We start from the raw sequence: 16,167 nt of genomic DNA on the forward strand, positions 1-16,167 counted from the left end.
TTATTTTTTTCAAACTGTATGTAAGGGTTTACATTTTCTTTAAAAGGAGGCTTTCGTTTGACAGCTATTGAAACGATGGAACTTTTTGGGCGGGCGGAAGTGAAAGTGTTTGCGCAACGCCCTTCGACAATCGGCCAATTGCTTACTGATACTACCAAGCGCTACGCAGAAAAACCAGCAGTCGTCACGGAACAACAGACCTTAAGCTACCAGGAGCTTGATAGGCAATCGACCACGCTTGCCGCCAATCTCCAGCAGCGCGGCATCCAATCAGGCGACCGGGTGGGTGCGGTGATCGGAAATTGCGCTGAGTTTCCAGTAGTCGTCTTCGCTTGTGCAAAAGCCGGGGCGATCATGGTGCCGATCAATGTCAAATTGCAAGTCGAAGAACTTCAATACATCATCGGGCATTCCAAGCCGAAGCTAATGATTGTGGAAGCGGAATACGCGGAGAAAGTGAAAGAAGCCAATCGAAACAATGGGCTCGAGGATGCTGAACAACCCGAACTCTATATCATCGGGGACGGAAATTCCTACGGCCAATTGCTGGATGAGTCGGCTGCGTTTAAACAGGTGGATGTCGATGAACAGGACGGCGCGTTCATCCTCTATACGTCGGGAACGACCGGCCGCCCTAAAGGCGCGGTGCTGGCACATATCAACGCGGTGCACAGCGTGATGAATTACAAACGCCGCTTTGAGACCGACGATTCGATGAAAACGATGGTCGCTGTCCCGATGTTCCATGTAACAGGGCTCGTCGGGCAGCTGCTTCATATGTTTTATGTCGGCGGTACGGTCTACAGCATGAAGCGCTACCAGAATGAAACTTATATCCAGCTGATTTTGAAGCATGAAATCAATTTCCTGTTCAATGTGCCGACCATTTTCATCATGATGTCGACGAGCGAAGAATTCCAGAAGCATTCGTTCGGATTTGTGAAGAAAGTGGCGTTCGGAGGTTCCCCGATCTACCAGCAGACCTTCCGAATGCTGAAACAAGCATTCCCGAATGCACAGCTCCATAACGCATACGGGGCGACGGAAACAACATCACCGGCCACGTTGATGCCAGTGAGTTATCCGGAATCGAAAGTGACGTCGGTCGGTTTGCCGGTCGAAGTCGCGGATATCAAAATTGTCGACCCAGAAGGACGCGCCGTGCCGACCGGGGAATCCGGCGAATTGTATATCAAAGGGCCAATGATCATCAAGGAATACTGGAACAACCCGGCTGCCAATCAGTCGAGTTTCACCGACGGCTACTGGCATTCAGGAGATTTGGGCATTATGGATGAGGACGGATATGTCTATATCCGCGACCGCAAAAAAGACATGATCAACCGTGGCGGCGAGAAGATTTTCTCGATCGAAGTGGAAGATGCACTGAAAAGCCATCCGGACGTCGTCGAAGCAGCGGTCATCGGAGAGCCCGACCCGGTGTTCGGCGAAAAAGTGAAAGCGTTTGTTGTCGGGCCGAAACTCGATTCCGAAGACTTTACGGAATTACAAGCGCATTGCAAAAAGACGCTTGCAAAATTCAAGGTGCCGGAACAGTTCGTGCTATTGGAAAGCCTGCCACGCAATGCGTCAGGAAAGATATTGAAAAATACATTAAAAGAAACAGGGGGCAGATCAAATGCTTAAGGAATTATCGCCAAAAGCGGAACAATTACGCCAGGAACTACTGAAATTCATGGATGACTATGTCTATCCGGCTGAACAGACAGTGAAAGAATACAAGGAAACGGCAAGTGACCGCTGGACCATCCCGCCGATCATCGAAGAGCTGAAGCAAAAAGCGAAAGCGCAAGGCTTGTGGAACCTCTTCCTCGACCATCCGGAATACGGGGCAGGATTATCAAATTACGAGTATTCCCATTTATGTGAGATTATGGGCCGTTCACTCATCGCTCCGGAAATCTTCAACTGCAACGCTCCGGATACCGGAAATATGGAAGTATTCGTGAAATACGGAACGGATGAGCAGAAAAAACAATGGCTCGAGCCTTTATTGAACGGCGAAATCCGCTCATGCTTCTCCATGACGGAGCCGGATGTCGCTTCGTCCGACGCCACCAATATCCAAAGCAGCATCGTCCGCGACGGCGATGAATACGTCATCAACGCCAAGAAATGGTGGACGACAGGCGCCATGGACCCGCGATGCAGCATCGCGATTGTCATGGGGAAAACCGACCCGGACGCCGAAAAGCATAAGCAGCAATCGATGATCCTTGTGCCATTCGATACGCCGGGCGTCAAAATCGTCCGCCCGCTCACCGTATTCGGCTATGACGATGCGCCGCAAGGACATGCGGAAGTGCATTACGACAATGTCCGCGTCCCGGCGAGCAATATGCTTCTTGGCGAAGGCCGAGGATTTGAGATCGCACAAGGCCGTCTCGGGCCAGGGCGCATCCATCACTGCATGCGTGCAATCGGGGCTGCCGAACGGGCGCTGGAATTGTTGTGCAGACGGGCAGAAAGCCGCGTCGCTTTCGGTTCGACATTGGCGGAAAAAGACGTCATCAAGGAAATCATCGCTGAAAGCCGCATCGAAATCGAACAGGCGCGTTTGTTGACCTTGAATGCCGCACACAAAATTGATGAACACGGAGCAAAAGCTGCACGCAAAGAAATTGCGATGATCAAGATCGCCGCACCGCGCGTATCGATCAATGTCATCGACCGTGCGATGCAGGTATTCGGCGGAGCGGGACTGACAGAAGATTTTCCGCTTGCGGAACATTACGCAAACGCACGCACGCTCCGTCTTGTCGACGGGCCGGACCAAGTCCATTTGCGTGATGTCGGGCGCCTCGAACTGCGTGAGCAATTGAAGGCGAATGAAGTACGGCAATAACAGTTTGCAAATAAAGCGGATGGGAGTGATGACAGTGAAAGCATGGCAAGTGACAGAGCTGGGTGACCCGGAGCAAGCATTGACGGTCGCTGAGTTGCCGAAGCCGACGCCTGGCAAAGGGGAAGCGCTCATCAAAGTGGAAGCGGCAGCGCTCAATTTCTTCGATATCCTGCAATGCCAAGGAAAATACCAGGAACGCCCGGAACTCCCCTTTACGCCAGGGGCAGAGATTGCCGGAACGATCGAAGCGCTCGGCGAAGGCACACAAGGTGAAATCGGCCAGCGGGTTCTCGCGACGCCGATGCTGCCAAGTGGCGGCCTTGCCGAATGGGCAGTCGTCAAACAGGAAGGGATTTTCCCGATTCCGGAGGAGCTTTCCTATGCGGAAGCGGCAGCGCTATTCATTACGTATCAAACGGCCTATTTCGCTTTGCACCGTTCAGGCCATTTGAAAAAAGGCGAAGTATTGCTCGTCCATGCCGCATCGGGTGGTGTCGGCTCAGCCGCGGTCCAGCTCGGAAAAGCAGCAGGCGCGACCGTCATCGCGACCGCCGGAAGCGCAGACAAGCTTGCGGTATGCAAAGAACTTGGAGCGGATATCGTCATCAATTACCGCGAAGAGGATTTCGTCCCGAAAGTAAAAGAAGCGACCGGGGGCAAAGGGGCAGACGTTATTTTCGATCCGGTCGGCGGCGATACGTTCGACCGATCAAGGAAATGCATCGCCTTTGAAGGGCGGATCTTGGTTATCGGTTTTGCCGGAGGGCGAATCGCCGATGCGCCGACCAACCATGCCTTGATCAAAAACTACTCGATTGTCGGCGTCCATTTCGGCTTGTTCCGCAATTTGATGCCGGACCAGGTGATGAAAGCCCATCATGAGCTGATGGCACTGTACAAGAAAGGGGCCATCAAGCCGCTCATCTATAACGAATTCGCATTTGATGAAGTCGTGGACGCACTCGACCAGCTCGGCAGCCGAAAAACTTATGGGAAACTCGTTGTTATGCCATAAAGGAGGAAACTTATGGGAAATCTTGTCCACACGGAAGTGAACGGAGCCATCGCAAGGCTCCATATGAACCGGCCGGATAAACTTAACGCCTTATCGCGGGAGATGGTCGAAGAAATGCTCGCAGCACTCGAGCGATTGCAAGGGGATCCGGCTGTCAAAGCGATTGTGCTGTCAGGGGAAGGAAAAGCGTTTTCGGCAGGGGGCGACATTGCCTCGATGAAATCACTCGGAGGCGCCCACGAAGTTGCTGAATGGATTGATTTTGTCTCTAGCTTATCGAAAGCCTTGATGGACAGCGATACACCCGTGATCGCCGCGGTACATGGCTATGCCGCAGGAGCCGGTTTCAGCCTGGCGCTGGCCGCAGATTTCATTGTGGCAGACAAAGACGCAAAATTCGCCTTGAGCTTCTCGAATATTGGTCTCATTCCCGACCTCGGGCTCATCAAAGCGCTCCGCAAACGAATCAGCCCGCCGCTCGCCAAGGAATGGATCGCCTCCGCTAAAGTGGTCAGCGCACAAGAAGCGCAAGATCATGGCTTAATCAACCGCATCTCGAGCGGGGATATCGGCCAGGCTGCGACGGAATTTGCGGAATTTCTCGCTGTCGGTCCAGCCATCAGCAATAAATACGTCAAATACCTGGTCAACCATTTGGACGAATTGCCGCAGGAAGCGGCATTCATGCAAGAAAATCTCATCCAGACGCTGCTTCTCCAGACAGAAGACCATAAAGAAGGCGTCGCGGCTTTCTTTGAGAAACGCAAACCTGAATTCAAAGGGGAATAATGTAAGCGTTACCATTAGATGCGGCCACGGCACACAAACCGGATGGAGGTAGTTTCTATGAAAAAACACGGTTCTCGTTTTTTAGCAACAGGTGCAGCAATGACGCTTTTACTCGCAGGATGCGGAGGAGGCGGCGGTTCTGAGGGCGGCGGTTCGGAAGGGGAAACAATCACACTTCGCGCAGCCACGGGCTTAAGCGCGCAGCACGCATGGTGGGAAGCTTCGATGGTTCCCTGGATGGAACGGGTGGAGGAATTGACGGATGGGCAAGTGCAATTTGAAACTTTCACTGGCGGAGAATTGGTGTCGGTGCCGGATGAAGGCGACGCCCTTCAAAGCGGGACGGTCGACGTCGCTTTGGTGTTGCCGATCTATCAGCCGGACCAATTTCCGATGGCCGAAGTAACAATGCTGCCGCTCAACCATTCCGATACTTTGATCGCTTCAAACGCCTGGAAAAAGCTGTTGGAGAGCGAGGAAGAGCTGGCGGACGGGCAAACTTACACCGAGATGCAATTCGGCGATTTTAAAGTATTCCCGGTATCGACGACACAGGAATATTCGATTTCCACAACAGGGCATGAATTCAATTCGGTCAGCGATGTCGAAGGCACGTCCCTTCGTACGCCTTCCCGCATCCATGAAATGTATGCGGCAAAAACCGGCATCAATAGCGTGACGATGCCAGCTGTCGAAATCTACGATGCCCTCAGCCGCGGCACGTTTGAAGGCGCATTCTACAGCATCGCCGACTGGACCGGATACGGCTTCCAGGATTTGTTCCGCTATACGGTCACCGGCATCAACTTCGGCCATTTCAATGCGTTTATCGGCATGAGCCAAAGCAGATGGGATGAACTTCCGGAAAATGTCCAGGAAGCGATGACTCAAGCCAATGAAGACATTTTCGAAGCCGGGGCCCAGGAATGGATGGACCGTGCAGAAGCGATCATCCCGGAAAATGAAGAAAACGGTGGGAAGTTCGTTGAATTCAGTGAATTGGACCAGGAAGTGCAGGACCACTTTAACACTGGAATTGAAGATACATGGACAGATTACGCGAAACTTCTGGAAGATAATGGATTGCCGGGTAATGAAGTGGTCAAAATGTGGAGAGATCTCTTGATCGAAGAAGGCGGGGAAGTGCCGGAAGCGGTCATGAATTTGGAATAAGCAAGCAAGAAGAGGATAGCGCATTGAGGTGTCGCTTATCCTCTTTTTCCATAATGGGGGCAAGGAGGCCAGAGAATGGACAATTTACTGGTTATTGGAATCATTTTGGCCATGATGATCATTTTGTTGCTGGCGGGGCTGTATATCCACTCCGTATTGCTGGCCAGCGGCATCATCGGGCTGATTCTTTTGGAAGGATTCGGCATTCTGCCCGGTCTTCTCGGCAATGAACCGTTCAACCGCGTGGCCAGTTATACTTTGACGACCATCCCGTTGTTTGTGTTGATGGCACAATTCATCTTGCAATCGGGGCTCGTCCAGGACATTTTTTACATGGTTCATAAAGTATCGAAAGGAAAGAATAGTTTACTTGGCGTGCTGACCTTGATTATCGGTGGATTATTGGGAGCCGTGTCGGGATCCGGCACAGCCACTTCCGCATCGCTTGGGCAAGTCGCCATCCCGGAACTTCGCAAGCACGGCTATAGCGCGCCGCTCGCTGGGGCCGTTGCGGCATCCGGCGGGTCGCTCTCGGGAATCATCCCGCCGAGTATCATCTTGATTCTTTACGGGGTCGCAACTGAAACGCCGGTCGGAAGTCTATTCGTCGGCGCCTTCATCCCGGGGATTTTGACGATGGTGGTGTTTATCGCTGTCATGCTCGTCTATTTCCAATTGGGCAAAAAGAAGCAACAGGCAGCACAGGAAGAATCGCTCGAGGAGACGGTGACGGCAGAAAAGGTGCCGGTCATTCGCTTGATCATCGCCAGCGTCATTGCCGTTGCGATTGTGTTCATCATTTTCGGGGGCATTTACACAGGCGTCTTCACGCCGACCGAAGCGGGTGCGGTCGGGGCATTTGTCGGTTTGATTGCAGCCTTTCTATTAGGCAAAGTCAATCTGGCGTTCTTCAAAACCTCTTTGATTGAAACGGTGAAGCTGACAGGGATGGTCATGATCATCATGATCGGCGCGCAGATTTTCGGGCGCTTTGTTTCCTTGTCATTGCTGCCAAGGCGTTTAATTGAGTTGATCGAACCGATCATGGACACGCCGGTTCTGGTGCTGATCGTCATTTCCATCGTCTTGTTCATTATGTTCATGTTCATCGAAGGCGCAGCGGTCATTTTGATGTCGATTCCGGTTGTCCTGCCGATCATTCAGGAGCTGCAAGTCGATATATTATGGTTCGGTGTATTTGTCTCAGTCATCTGTACAATCGGGTTGATCACGCCTCCGGTCGGGCTAAGCGTCTATGCAGTCGCCGGTGTCAGCGGTATCAACTCCGGTTCGATTTTCCGCCTGACGACGGTTTTTGCTTTGGTAGCGATGATAGTCGTGACAGGATTGATGATCGCATTTCCGGGGCTTGCCACTTGGCTGCCGAATTCAATGTAGGAAAAGGAGGGAAGCATGATGAAAGGTGTCTGGAAAGCGTATCGGCTTTTTCACTATTTGAAGCTTATCGGCATTTGGATCAGCGGCATTGCCGTCATGGCAATGATGCTTTTGATCGTCTACGACGTGATGATGCGGACAATGTTCTCGAGTTCGATCCGCGGAGGGTTTGAGATCATCCAGAATTATATGATGCCGCTGGTGGTTTTCCCCGGCCTCGCTTATGTCTATTCTTCCGGCGTCTTGCCGAAGATGGATTTACTTCTGGACCGTTTCGGGGCCGGCGTGCAAAAAGCAATCATCCTGCTGATGATTTTGCTGGAGCTTTTCGTCCTGGTGCTGATTGTCCAGTTCAGCTGGGCTTACGCAATGGACGGGCTTGAGAGGGAAATTGCGTTCCCGGCGGCCGGAACATTGTATCCGTTGTATCCATTTTTCTTCTTGATCCCGATTGCTTTTGGGATGATTGTCATCGAAAACCTGTTTATCCTGATTCGAAACATACTGGAGAAGAAACCGAGCCTATTGATGGAAGAACCGAAAGGGCCAGTGGAGGATCTCTAATCAAACAGCAAATGAGGGAGTGGAATGAATCTACGGGAACGAAAAGCAGCGAAGAAACGGGAGGACATCCTTCGTTCAGCCAGTTTGGTCATTTCACGGCAGGGTTACCGTAATGCAACGATGGAAGACATTGCCGCGGAATTATTGATGACAAAAGGGGCCCTCTATTATTACTTCAAGAACAAGGAAGAATTATTGTACCGCTGCCACGACTTGATCTTGACGGAAGCGAAAGAAAAGATGGAAGAGATTGTGCAAAGGGACATCCCGTCTGCTGAAAAGATGCGCATGGCGTTGCGTCATCACATTGAAGTGGCGATCCGCGAAAAAGAAGTCTTCAACTTGATCGTCAAACCCGAAACGACCTTTTCTGAAGACAATATCCCGGAAATCATCGAAAAGCGCGATGAATACGCCGGGCTGTTCGACCGGATCATCGACGAAGGCGTCGAGCGGGGGGAATTTGAAGTGCCGGAGAAAAAAATGGCCCGCATGATCATTTTGGGGGCGACCAACTGGATACAGGTGTGGTATTCGCCGGATGGCAAGTATTCGCCTGAAGACGTGGAAGAGATCTACGCCGATCTGTTAATGAAAATGCTGAGGAAAACATCCTGATTGAAGGAATTGATGGAATGAGAAAAATACATGTCATTACCCAGAAGGAAGCGGTGAGGGAAGAGCGGCTTGCGGGATGCACAGCCGCAGTGATCGATGTGTTCCTGGCGACATCGACGATTATCTTCTTGTTGGACCGCAATTACGAACCGGTGCATGCGGTGCGCGGAAGCGAGCAGGCGCTCGAATTGTCGCGACTGCAGGAGGCCGATCATCTTTTGCTCGGTGAGTCGAAAGGCGAAGGGCTCGAAGGCTTTGATTATCCTGATCCATGCGCATTGGAATACAGTACGGAGCGGCAGGCAGCGATCATTTGTTCGACGAACGGCACGATTGCCATCGAAAAAGCGAAAAATGCGAAGCGGTTATACATCTCTTCATTGGTGAACGGGCATCGTGTAGCGGAACGTATCCATCAAGAGCAGGACGGCTCATCGATTGTGCTCGTTTGTTCGGGAAATGACGATCGTTTCTCGATGGAAGACTTTATCGGTGCCGGCCAGCTGGTCGAACATCTCGGCAACTGGGGCGGCTATGAGCTATCGGACGCTGCGAAGCTTGCCCGGAAAGTGTACCGCAGTTCCCGTGCGGAAGGATTTAACGAAATGCTGGACAGTGAGACAGCGGATTTGCTTAAGCGCTTTAATTTTCCTGAAGCGGCGGAGTTCGTCATCCGCCATCATGAAAAGCTGGATGTGGTGCCGGTCTATGAAGACGGCATGATCGTCAACGAACGCAATCAAGTGAGAAATACTGAATAAAGGAGGAAGCTTATGACGAAGCAGCGGGATGCAGTGCATCTGGAAATAAATGATTCCATCGGTGTGGTGACACTCGACCACCAGCCGCTTAATGTACTTAGCGATGCGGTTTTGGAGCAGTTGGACCGCGTGATTGATGCATTGCAGGAAGCAGAGGTGCGGGCGGTCGTGCTGCGCTCGGCAAGCGCCAAGGCATTTGCTGCCGGCGCAGACATCCGCCAATTTCCGGAACTGACGAAAATGAGCAGCATCGAATTGGTGGAAAAAGGAAAACGGATTTTCGACAAGCTGACGGAAGGGAAAGCCCCTGTCATCTGCGCAGTCCATGGCTTAGCGCTCGGTGCGGGGCTGGAACTGGCACTCGCCTGCGACATACGCATCGCCGAACAAAACGCGAAATTGGGGTTGCCTGAAACAGGTCTTGGCATATTGCCAGGATATGGCGGAACACAGCGGCTTTCCCGTCTGGTCGGACCTGGAAAAGCCAAGGAGCTCGTTCTCTCAGGAATCTGGCTCAACGGTCAGGAAGCCTACGAAGCGAAACTCGTCGAGCGGGTAGTGCCGGAAGGGCAAGCGTTTGAACAAGCATATGCCCTGGCAGAACAAATCGCCGGGAAAGGGCCGCTTGCAGTTGCCTTTGCCAAAGAAGCGATTGATGAAGGCTTCGATTTGCCTCTATCCGAAGCGCAGTTTTTGGAAACGCGGATGTTCGCGAAGCTGGTTGGCACAGAAGATATGGAGGAAGGCGTTCAAGCTTTCAATGAAAAGCGCCAACCGAATTTTAGTGGGAAATGATGAGGGGGATGAACAGATGGAGCGATTGGCAGTAATCGGCGCAGGCACGATGGGGAACGGGATTGCACAAGTGGGCGCAGAGGGCGGCATGAAAGTCATACTGTATGATCTTGATCCGGCAGGACTGGAACGCGGAATGCAGCGCATCGACAAAACGCTGCGCCGCAACGTCGAAAAAGGGCGCATGAGCGAAGAACAGCGAAAAACCATATGGGAACGGATTCGCCCCAGCACGGAGATCGATGATTTAAAAGAGATGGATATCGTCATCGAAGCGATCATCGAAAAACTCGAGCCGAAAAAGAAATTATTCGCACAGCTAAATGATATTTGCCGAGCGGAGACAGTCTTTGCGACGAACACCTCGGGCTTGAGCATTACGGAGATGGCCGAAAGCTCGGGCCGCAGCGCACAAGTCGTCGGGATGCATTTCTTCAACCCGGTGCCGATCATGAAGCTGGTGGAAATCATCCGGGCCGAACAGACGAGCGATGAAACGTTTGAGCGGGCGCATGAAATCGCGCAGCGCTTCAACAAGACCGCGATTTCCGTCAAGGAAGCGCCTTTATTTGCGGTAAACCGGATCTTGACGCCGATGATCAACGAAGCGGTCTTCGTGTTGATGGAAGGGATCGCTTCAGCTGAAGATATCGATAAAGGCATGGAGTTAGGTGCCAACCATCCGATCGGCCCGCTCGCTTTGGCTGATTTGATCGGTCTCGATACGATGCTGTTTGTGGCCGAAACACTTTACGAAGAAACGAAAGACTCGAAATACAGGCCGGCGCCTTTGATGAAACAATACGTGCGTGCGGGCAAGCTCGGCAGAAAGTCGGGAGAAGGATTCTTCAAATACGAATGACATGGAGGGCATCAATATGAGCAAGGCAACACCGAATACGAAAAAAACACAGGAAGTCGATTGGGAGAAAGTCGAACGCTTCCTGAGAAATGCGCTTCCGGATTTGCCGGAAGGCGAGATGACCGTCCGCCAATTTTCCGAAGGTTATTCCAATCTCACGTACTTGCTGCAGATCGGGGATTGGGAAGGCGTACTGAGACGCCCGCCTTTTGGCGAGACCCCGCCCAAAGCGCATGATATGGAACGTGAATTCAAGATGCTCGAAAAAGTGCATCCGGTGTTTCCGCTTGCACCCGAACCCTATGTATATTGCGAAGATCCCGAAGTGATGGACAAGCATTTTTACGTGATGGAGAAAAAACGGGGGCTTGTCATCGATGAACAACTTCCGGAAGTGTACGGGAACCCGGAACAAGCAGGGCCGGTCATTTCGAAAAATGTCGTTTCGACTTTGGTCCAGCTGCAGGCGATCGATTACAAAGAAGCCGGGCTCGACGAGATGGGCAAACCGGAAGGATTCATGGAACGCCAAGTGAAAGGCTGGATTAAACGCTATCATCACTCCAAAACCGATGACATCGAAGGACTTGAAGAGTTGGAGCACTGGCTAACGGCGAATATTCCCGTCAATGAAGAAACGACAATCGTCCATAATGATTTCAAATTGAACAATATGGTGATTGACGAAGAAAATCCGGGGCTTGCGACGGGTGTTCTTGATTGGGAATTGTCGACAATCGGCGACCCGCTCAGCGATGTCGGCTCGACTTTAGCGTACTGGGGGCAAACGGAAGATGCAGATATCGGCATCAATATCATTTCGAGCCAGCCCGGTTTTTACAGCCGCAAGGAATTCGTAGAAGAGTATGCAAGACAGAGCGGTCGCGATGTATCGAATATCAACTATTACCTGGCGTTTGGGTTTTATAAATTAGCCGGGATTTTGCAGCAAATCTATTACCGCTGGAAAAACGGGGAGATTGAAGATGAACGTTTCCGCCATTTGAATAAAGCGGTCGCGAATCTGATCGATATGGCGAACCGGACGCGCAGGGGCGAAGTATTATAACAAGCAATTGTGCGCTTGCTCTCGCTAGTTGAAGTGAAGCGAGCTAGCCGGAATAAATAAGGGGGAACAGGAATGGAACAGGAATTTCACTACGCGCCGTTTCGCGTAGAAGCAGGCAAGATCCGGGAGTTCGCATTGGCCCTCGGTTTAAGGAATCCGGTTTATTTCAACAAAGAAGCAGCATGGGATGCGGGATACAGGGATATTCCGGCTCCACCTACATATACGACCGTCATCGATTTTTGGAATGAACGGGATTTCTATCAATTGTTTTCGGTTTGGGGACTAGACCCGAACGATATTCTGCACGGTGAGCAAAGTTTCGAATTCGAAAAAGACATCATCAGCGGGGATGTTATTTCAGCGACGGCCGTGCTGACCGACCGATTCGATAAAAAAGACAAACGTTTTTACCAGATTGAAACGACGTACCGCAATCAAGAAAATGAAGTGGTCCGCATTGGGCGGGCAACTTTAATCGAAAGGCGGGAACAGCATGGCGCAGAAATTGCCGGACATCCAAAAACGGACACTCACACCGATTGATATGGTGCGCTATTCAGGTGCTTCAGGCGATTTTAATGAAATCCATACGGTACCGAAAGTCGCTCGCAGCAAAGGGTTCAAGGAACCGATCGCCCACGGCATGTTATTGATGGGATGGGCTGCAGAGGCCATCGAGGAGTGGTTTCCGGAGAAGAAGCTGAGGAAATTCACCGTACGCTTCGTCAGCATGGCACATGCAGGTGAAGCATTCGTCATTGAAGGGATATTGACGACAGATACTTCCGGTGAGCTGCAGATCAAAGATGCTTCCGGCACAGGAAAGCTCGTCGGAAGCTTTGAAATGGAATAGCTGTCCGTTTAATTAACGGAATATTTTTATAAATGGAGAGAGGGAGATAAGAGTGGAGGAATTTACTTATCCAAGCTTCGACCTGACAGGGAAAAAAGCACTCGTTACCGGAGGCAGCAAAGGCATCGGACTGGCGATTGCAGCCGGGCTCGCCCATGCCGGTGCGAAAGTGCTCATTACCGGGCGCGATGAAACGGTGCTCAAGGAAGTAGTGGGCGAAATGAACGCACGGAAATTGGACGTTTATTGGAAATCGGCGGATGTCACATCACCACAAGCCGTGGCCGAGTTGTTCGAATTCATCGATGCCGATTTCGGGGGAGTGGATATACTCGTCAATAACGCCGGAATGAACATCCGCAAACCTTTAGTGGAGGTGGAAGAGGAAGACTGGGACCGTGTACTGGACACCAATTTAAAGGGCATCTTCCTGGTCGGCCAGCAAGCTGCAAAGCGCATGATCGGCCAAAAAAGCGGCTGCGTCATCAATATCTCCTCCATTATGGGGCACGTGGGCAACCCGCTCCAGACGAGTTATGCGGCAAGCAAAGGCGGAATCAACCAATTGACGAAAGTGTGGGCAGCGGAACTCGCAGAACACAATATCCGCGTCAACGCCTTGGCGCCCGCTTATATCAAAACACCGATGACGGAACCGTTCCTAAAGGATCCGGAACGGCTGGAAAAACTAGTCAGCAGAACGATGCTGAAGCGCATGGGTGAAGCGGCAGAGATGATCGGGCCGGCTTTATTTCTGGCGTCGGAAGCATCCAGCTATGTGACGGGACAGATTCTTTATGTAGATGGCGGATGGACTGCCAATTAGAAAAATGAGGGGGAAAGACAATGGCAAATGGCAGAGATACTGAGAGAGATCTAGTTTTAGAGAAACAGCAGAACAATCCGCTCGCCAAAGTAGCGAGTGTATTCGCCAAAATCGCCGAGAAATGGCTGCCGGATGCATTCGTATTCGCGGTATTGCTGACGATGATCGCATTCGTTGCGGGTGTCTTTTTCACCGATTCTGGCCCAATCGATATGATGCGCCATTGGGGAGATGGCATGTGGGGCCTTTTGACTTTTACAGCGCAGATCATCACAACTTTCGTATTGAGTTATGCGCTGGCTTTGACACCGACCGTTTCCAGGGCGCTTGAAAAAATTGCCGGCATCCCTAAAGGGCCGAACTCCGCGATTTTGATGGTGACTTTCACGGCGCTTGGCGCATCTCTCATCAGCTGGGCTTTCGGCCTTGTTGTAGCGGGAATCATCGCGAAACTGGTCGCAAAGAAAGTGCGCGACGTCGACTACCGCGTGCTTGTCGCTGCAGGGTATTCAGGGTTTTTAATATGGGAAGGCGGATTGTCTTCTTCCCCGGCACTTTTTGTCGCTACTGCAGGGCATGTGTTTGAAGGGGATATTGGAATTGTCCCGATATCGGAAACGCTGTTATCGGCATTGAATATTGCGATTGTCGTGATCCTGTTCTTCACGCTTCCGTTCGTCATGCGCTTTATCCATCCGCGCAACCCGGATGACCGTTACTTGGTGGACCCGGCGCGTCTGGAAGACCCGGTTACAGAAGAGTCGGCGCAAGATCATGAGGAGAATCCAAACGATAAAATCGAAAAATCCCGCCTCATTCCATTGATTGGCGGATTCCTCGGTTTAAGTTATTTGATCAACCATTTCTATATGAATGGCTTCTCGCTCGATTTGAATACCGTCAACTTGATCTTCTTGACTGCCGCGCTTCTCATGTTCGGCAATGTCCGGGAGCTGGCGGCGGGATTATTGAAATCCGTCAGCAGTGTCGGCCAGTTCGTATTGCAGTATCCGTTCTACGCGGGGATCATGGGGATGCTCAGCGCATCGGGGCTTGCTGTCATGATGTCGAATTTCTTCATTGATATTTCGAATGAAACGACCTTGCCGCTGTTTACGTTCCTGTCTGCTGGGATATTGAATGTTTTCATCCCTTCCGGCGGCGGCCAGTGGGCGGTCCAAGCACCAATCATGCTTCCAGCCGCGCTTGAAATGGGCATCGAGCCGGCGAAAATCGTCATGGCTGTAGCCTGGGGCGATAGCTGGACGAATATGATCCAGCCATTCTGGGCGATTCCGCTGCTCGCGATTGCCGGCTTGAAAATCCGCGACATCATGGGCTATACGATGATCGCCTTGATTTACGGCGGCTTGGTCATCGGCGCCTGCCTGCTGATTTTCTAAAGAAAGGAGCGTTCACATGAAAGCGATCATTGCTGAAACGACCGGCCCTCCCGAAGTGCTGAAGCTTCAGGAAGTGCCGAAACCAACACCCAAAGACCATGAAGTGCTCATCAAAGTCGAAGCGATCAGTGTCAACTTTGCTGATATTAAAGCACGCATCGGCCAATATCACGGAGTGGCGGCAAACGAGCCATTCATACCGGGGCTCGATTGCGCAGGCATCGTAGCAGAAGCCGGCAGCGCAGTCACCGGCTTTTCCGCGGGAGACCGCGTGCGCGCATTCCCGGCTTCCGGGTCCTATGCGGAATATGTTGTCGCCTCTGACCAACTTGTCTACAAGATTCCAGACAATGTTTCTTTTGAGGAAGCGGCAGCGACTTTGACTGTCGGCATCACTTCCTATAATGTGCTGCACGAAGTCGCCCGGATTCAGCCGGGTGAATCGGTGTTGATTCATGCTGCGGCCGGCGGCATCGGCACGACCGCCATCCAATTGGCGAAACTCGCCGGCGCTTCCGAAATCTACGGAACGGTCGGCAGTGAAGAGAAAAAGAGAGTGGTGGAGGAACTCGGCGCCATGGCGGTCAATTACCGCGAGCAAAATTTTGCGGAAGTGGTGGCTGAACTGACGGGCGGAAAAGGCGTAGATGTCATCCTGGATACGATCGCCGGTGAAAATTTTGAGCGCAGCCTGGATGTTCTGGCTCCTTTTGGCCGCATCGTGTCGTTTGGCCATGCCAATGAACGATCCGTTCCGGGGAATGTCAAAACTGATGAACTTCATTCCAGCTGCCGGGCGGTGCTCGGGTACAGCACAGGCACCTACCGCAAACAGCGTCCCGGATTTTTAAGGACTGCAGAAGCCGCAATCAGCGAACTGCTCGAACAGCGACAGCTGAACGTTTCGATCACCGGGCGCTATCCGCTTGAACAGGCGGCAAAAGTCCATGCACTTATGGAAAGCAGGAAAAGCACAGGCAAACTGATTTTGCTGCCTTAACAATCGAAGAAGACTCGTCGCGGGTCTTCTTTTTCAGTGGTATACAAATTGAATTAAACAATGCGTTGAATTTTAAATGGAAGGTAAAATATTTTTGCAAATGAACATACTGAGCGGTATGATGGAATAGAAAATTAAATTTTCTGATAAGTGAAAGAAAAATATGTAAGCC

17 protein-coding genes are annotated in these 16,167 nt (G+C 51.6%); all 17 read left to right on the forward strand.

The annotated features are described in order from the left end of the window. Window positions 1-57: 57 nt before the first annotated feature. The 17 genes from AB9R92_RS11615 to AB9R92_RS11695 all read left to right on the forward strand — a co-directional run bounded on the left by AB9R92_RS11615 (window position 58) and on the right by AB9R92_RS11695 (window position 15,995). Window positions 58-1,647 carry a class I adenylate-forming enzyme family protein gene (locus AB9R92_RS11615; protein WP_370669602.1) on the forward strand — a complete coding sequence of 530 codons (1,590 nt, stop codon included), beginning with the start codon at window positions 58-60 and terminating at the stop codon, window positions 1,645-1,647. Continuing rightward, window positions 1,640-2,866 (forward strand): acyl-CoA dehydrogenase family protein, encoded by a 1,227-nt coding sequence (locus AB9R92_RS11620; protein ID WP_370669603.1) that lies wholly within the window; start codon window positions 1,640-1,642, stop codon window positions 2,864-2,866. Before AB9R92_RS11615 ends, AB9R92_RS11620 begins: the two co-directional genes overlap by 8 nt. 28 nt (window positions 2,867-2,894) lie before the next feature. Beyond that, window positions 2,895-3,881, forward strand: a complete 987-nt coding sequence (locus AB9R92_RS11625) for an NADPH:quinone oxidoreductase family protein (protein ID WP_370669604.1) — start codon at window positions 2,895-2,897, stop codon at window positions 3,879-3,881. 12 nt (window positions 3,882-3,893) lie between these two features. Beyond that, window positions 3,894-4,670, forward strand: a complete 777-nt coding sequence (locus AB9R92_RS11630; protein ID WP_370669605.1) for an enoyl-CoA hydratase/isomerase family protein — start codon at window positions 3,894-3,896, stop codon at window positions 4,668-4,670. 57 nt (window positions 4,671-4,727) lie between these two features. Further along, window positions 4,728-5,843 (forward strand): TRAP transporter substrate-binding protein DctP, encoded by a 1,116-nt coding sequence (dctP, locus tag AB9R92_RS11635; protein WP_370669606.1) that lies wholly within the window; start codon window positions 4,728-4,730, stop codon window positions 5,841-5,843. A 75-nt stretch (window positions 5,844-5,918) separates the two neighbouring features. Beyond that, window positions 5,919-7,241, forward strand: a complete 1,323-nt coding sequence (locus tag AB9R92_RS11640; protein WP_370669607.1) for a TRAP transporter large permease — start codon at window positions 5,919-5,921, stop codon at window positions 7,239-7,241. Between the two features lie 15 nt (window positions 7,242-7,256). After that, window positions 7,257-7,805 (forward strand): TRAP transporter small permease, encoded by a 549-nt coding sequence (locus tag AB9R92_RS11645; protein ID WP_370669608.1) that lies wholly within the window; start codon window positions 7,257-7,259, stop codon window positions 7,803-7,805. A gap of 24 nt (window positions 7,806-7,829) precedes the next feature. Continuing rightward, window positions 7,830-8,423, forward strand: a complete 594-nt coding sequence (locus AB9R92_RS11650) for a TetR-type transcription factor C-terminal domain-containing protein (protein ID WP_370669609.1) — start codon at window positions 7,830-7,832, stop codon at window positions 8,421-8,423. A 17-nt stretch (window positions 8,424-8,440) separates the two neighbouring features. Continuing rightward, a complete protein-coding gene (locus tag AB9R92_RS11655; RefSeq protein ID WP_370669610.1) occupies window positions 8,441-9,184 on the forward strand; it encodes a 2-phosphosulfolactate phosphatase in 744 nt (247 codons plus the stop codon). A gap of 12 nt (window positions 9,185-9,196) precedes the next feature. Continuing rightward, window positions 9,197-9,979 (forward strand): enoyl-CoA hydratase/isomerase family protein, encoded by a 783-nt coding sequence (locus AB9R92_RS11660; protein ID WP_370669611.1) that lies wholly within the window; start codon window positions 9,197-9,199, stop codon window positions 9,977-9,979. A 16-nt stretch (window positions 9,980-9,995) separates the two neighbouring features. Then, complete coding sequence (locus AB9R92_RS11665; RefSeq protein ID WP_370669612.1) at window positions 9,996-10,841, forward strand: 3-hydroxybutyryl-CoA dehydrogenase; 846 nt, start codon at window positions 9,996-9,998, stop codon at window positions 10,839-10,841. Window positions 10,842-10,857: 16 nt separating this feature from the next. Beyond that, a complete protein-coding gene (locus tag AB9R92_RS11670; RefSeq protein ID WP_370669613.1) occupies window positions 10,858-11,910 on the forward strand; it encodes a phosphotransferase family protein in 1,053 nt (350 codons plus the stop codon). A gap of 72 nt (window positions 11,911-11,982) precedes the next feature. Beyond that, window positions 11,983-12,456: an FAS1-like dehydratase domain-containing protein gene (locus AB9R92_RS11675; protein WP_370669614.1), complete on the forward strand. Its 474-nt coding sequence runs from the start codon at window positions 11,983-11,985 to the stop codon at window positions 12,454-12,456. Beyond that, complete coding sequence (locus AB9R92_RS11680; protein ID WP_370669615.1) at window positions 12,407-12,766, forward strand: MaoC/PaaZ C-terminal domain-containing protein; 360 nt, start codon at window positions 12,407-12,409, stop codon at window positions 12,764-12,766. The genes AB9R92_RS11675 and AB9R92_RS11680 overlap by 50 nt, the downstream gene beginning before the upstream one ends. Before the next feature lie 52 nt (window positions 12,767-12,818). After that, window positions 12,819-13,592, forward strand: coding sequence for an SDR family NAD(P)-dependent oxidoreductase (locus AB9R92_RS11685; RefSeq protein ID WP_370669616.1), 774 nt, complete (start codon window positions 12,819-12,821; stop codon window positions 13,590-13,592). 20 nt (window positions 13,593-13,612) lie between these two features. Further along, complete coding sequence (locus AB9R92_RS11690) at window positions 13,613-14,995, forward strand: short-chain fatty acid transporter (RefSeq protein ID WP_370669617.1); 1,383 nt, start codon at window positions 13,613-13,615, stop codon at window positions 14,993-14,995. 16 nt (window positions 14,996-15,011) lie between these two features. Next, window positions 15,012-15,995 carry a quinone oxidoreductase family protein gene (locus tag AB9R92_RS11695; protein ID WP_370669618.1) on the forward strand — a complete coding sequence of 328 codons (984 nt, stop codon included), beginning with the start codon at window positions 15,012-15,014 and terminating at the stop codon, window positions 15,993-15,995. The last annotated feature ends 172 nt before the right edge of the window (window positions 15,996-16,167 follow it).

Origin of the sequence: Planococcus sp. SSTMD024 (genome assembly GCF_041320495.1) — a bacterium.
Taxonomy (GTDB): domain Bacteria; phylum Bacillota; class Bacilli; order Bacillales_A; family Planococcaceae; genus Planococcus.

Coding starts and splice junctions, on each gene's coding strand:
- AB9R92_RS11630 (WP_370669605.1), top strand. CDS start 3,894: ATGGGAAATCTTGTCCACACGGAAGTGAACGGAGCCATCGCAAGGCTC.
- AB9R92_RS11645 (WP_370669608.1), top strand. CDS start 7,257: ATGATGAAAGGTGTCTGGAAAGCGTATCGGCTTTTTCACTATTTGAAG.
- AB9R92_RS11690 (WP_370669617.1), top strand. CDS start 13,613: ATGGCAAATGGCAGAGATACTGAGAGAGATCTAGTTTTAGAGAAACAG.
- AB9R92_RS11620 (WP_370669603.1), top strand. CDS start 1,640: ATGCTTAAGGAATTATCGCCAAAAGCGGAACAATTACGCCAGGAACTA.
- AB9R92_RS11625 (WP_370669604.1), top strand. CDS start 2,895: ATGACAGTGAAAGCATGGCAAGTGACAGAGCTGGGTGACCCGGAGCAA.
- AB9R92_RS11675 (WP_370669614.1), top strand. CDS start 11,983: ATGGAACAGGAATTTCACTACGCGCCGTTTCGCGTAGAAGCAGGCAAG.
- AB9R92_RS11655 (WP_370669610.1), top strand. CDS start 8,441: ATGAGAAAAATACATGTCATTACCCAGAAGGAAGCGGTGAGGGAAGAG.
- AB9R92_RS11650 (WP_370669609.1), top strand. CDS start 7,830: ATGAATCTACGGGAACGAAAAGCAGCGAAGAAACGGGAGGACATCCTT.
- AB9R92_RS11660 (WP_370669611.1), top strand. CDS start 9,197: ATGACGAAGCAGCGGGATGCAGTGCATCTGGAAATAAATGATTCCATC.
- AB9R92_RS11640 (WP_370669607.1), top strand. CDS start 5,919: ATGGACAATTTACTGGTTATTGGAATCATTTTGGCCATGATGATCATT.
- dctP (WP_370669606.1), top strand. CDS start 4,728: ATGAAAAAACACGGTTCTCGTTTTTTAGCAACAGGTGCAGCAATGACG.
- AB9R92_RS11680 (WP_370669615.1), top strand. CDS start 12,407: ATGGCGCAGAAATTGCCGGACATCCAAAAACGGACACTCACACCGATT.
- AB9R92_RS11665 (WP_370669612.1), top strand. CDS start 9,996: ATGGAGCGATTGGCAGTAATCGGCGCAGGCACGATGGGGAACGGGATT.
- AB9R92_RS11695 (WP_370669618.1), top strand. CDS start 15,012: ATGAAAGCGATCATTGCTGAAACGACCGGCCCTCCCGAAGTGCTGAAG.
- AB9R92_RS11670 (WP_370669613.1), top strand. CDS start 10,858: ATGAGCAAGGCAACACCGAATACGAAAAAAACACAGGAAGTCGATTGG.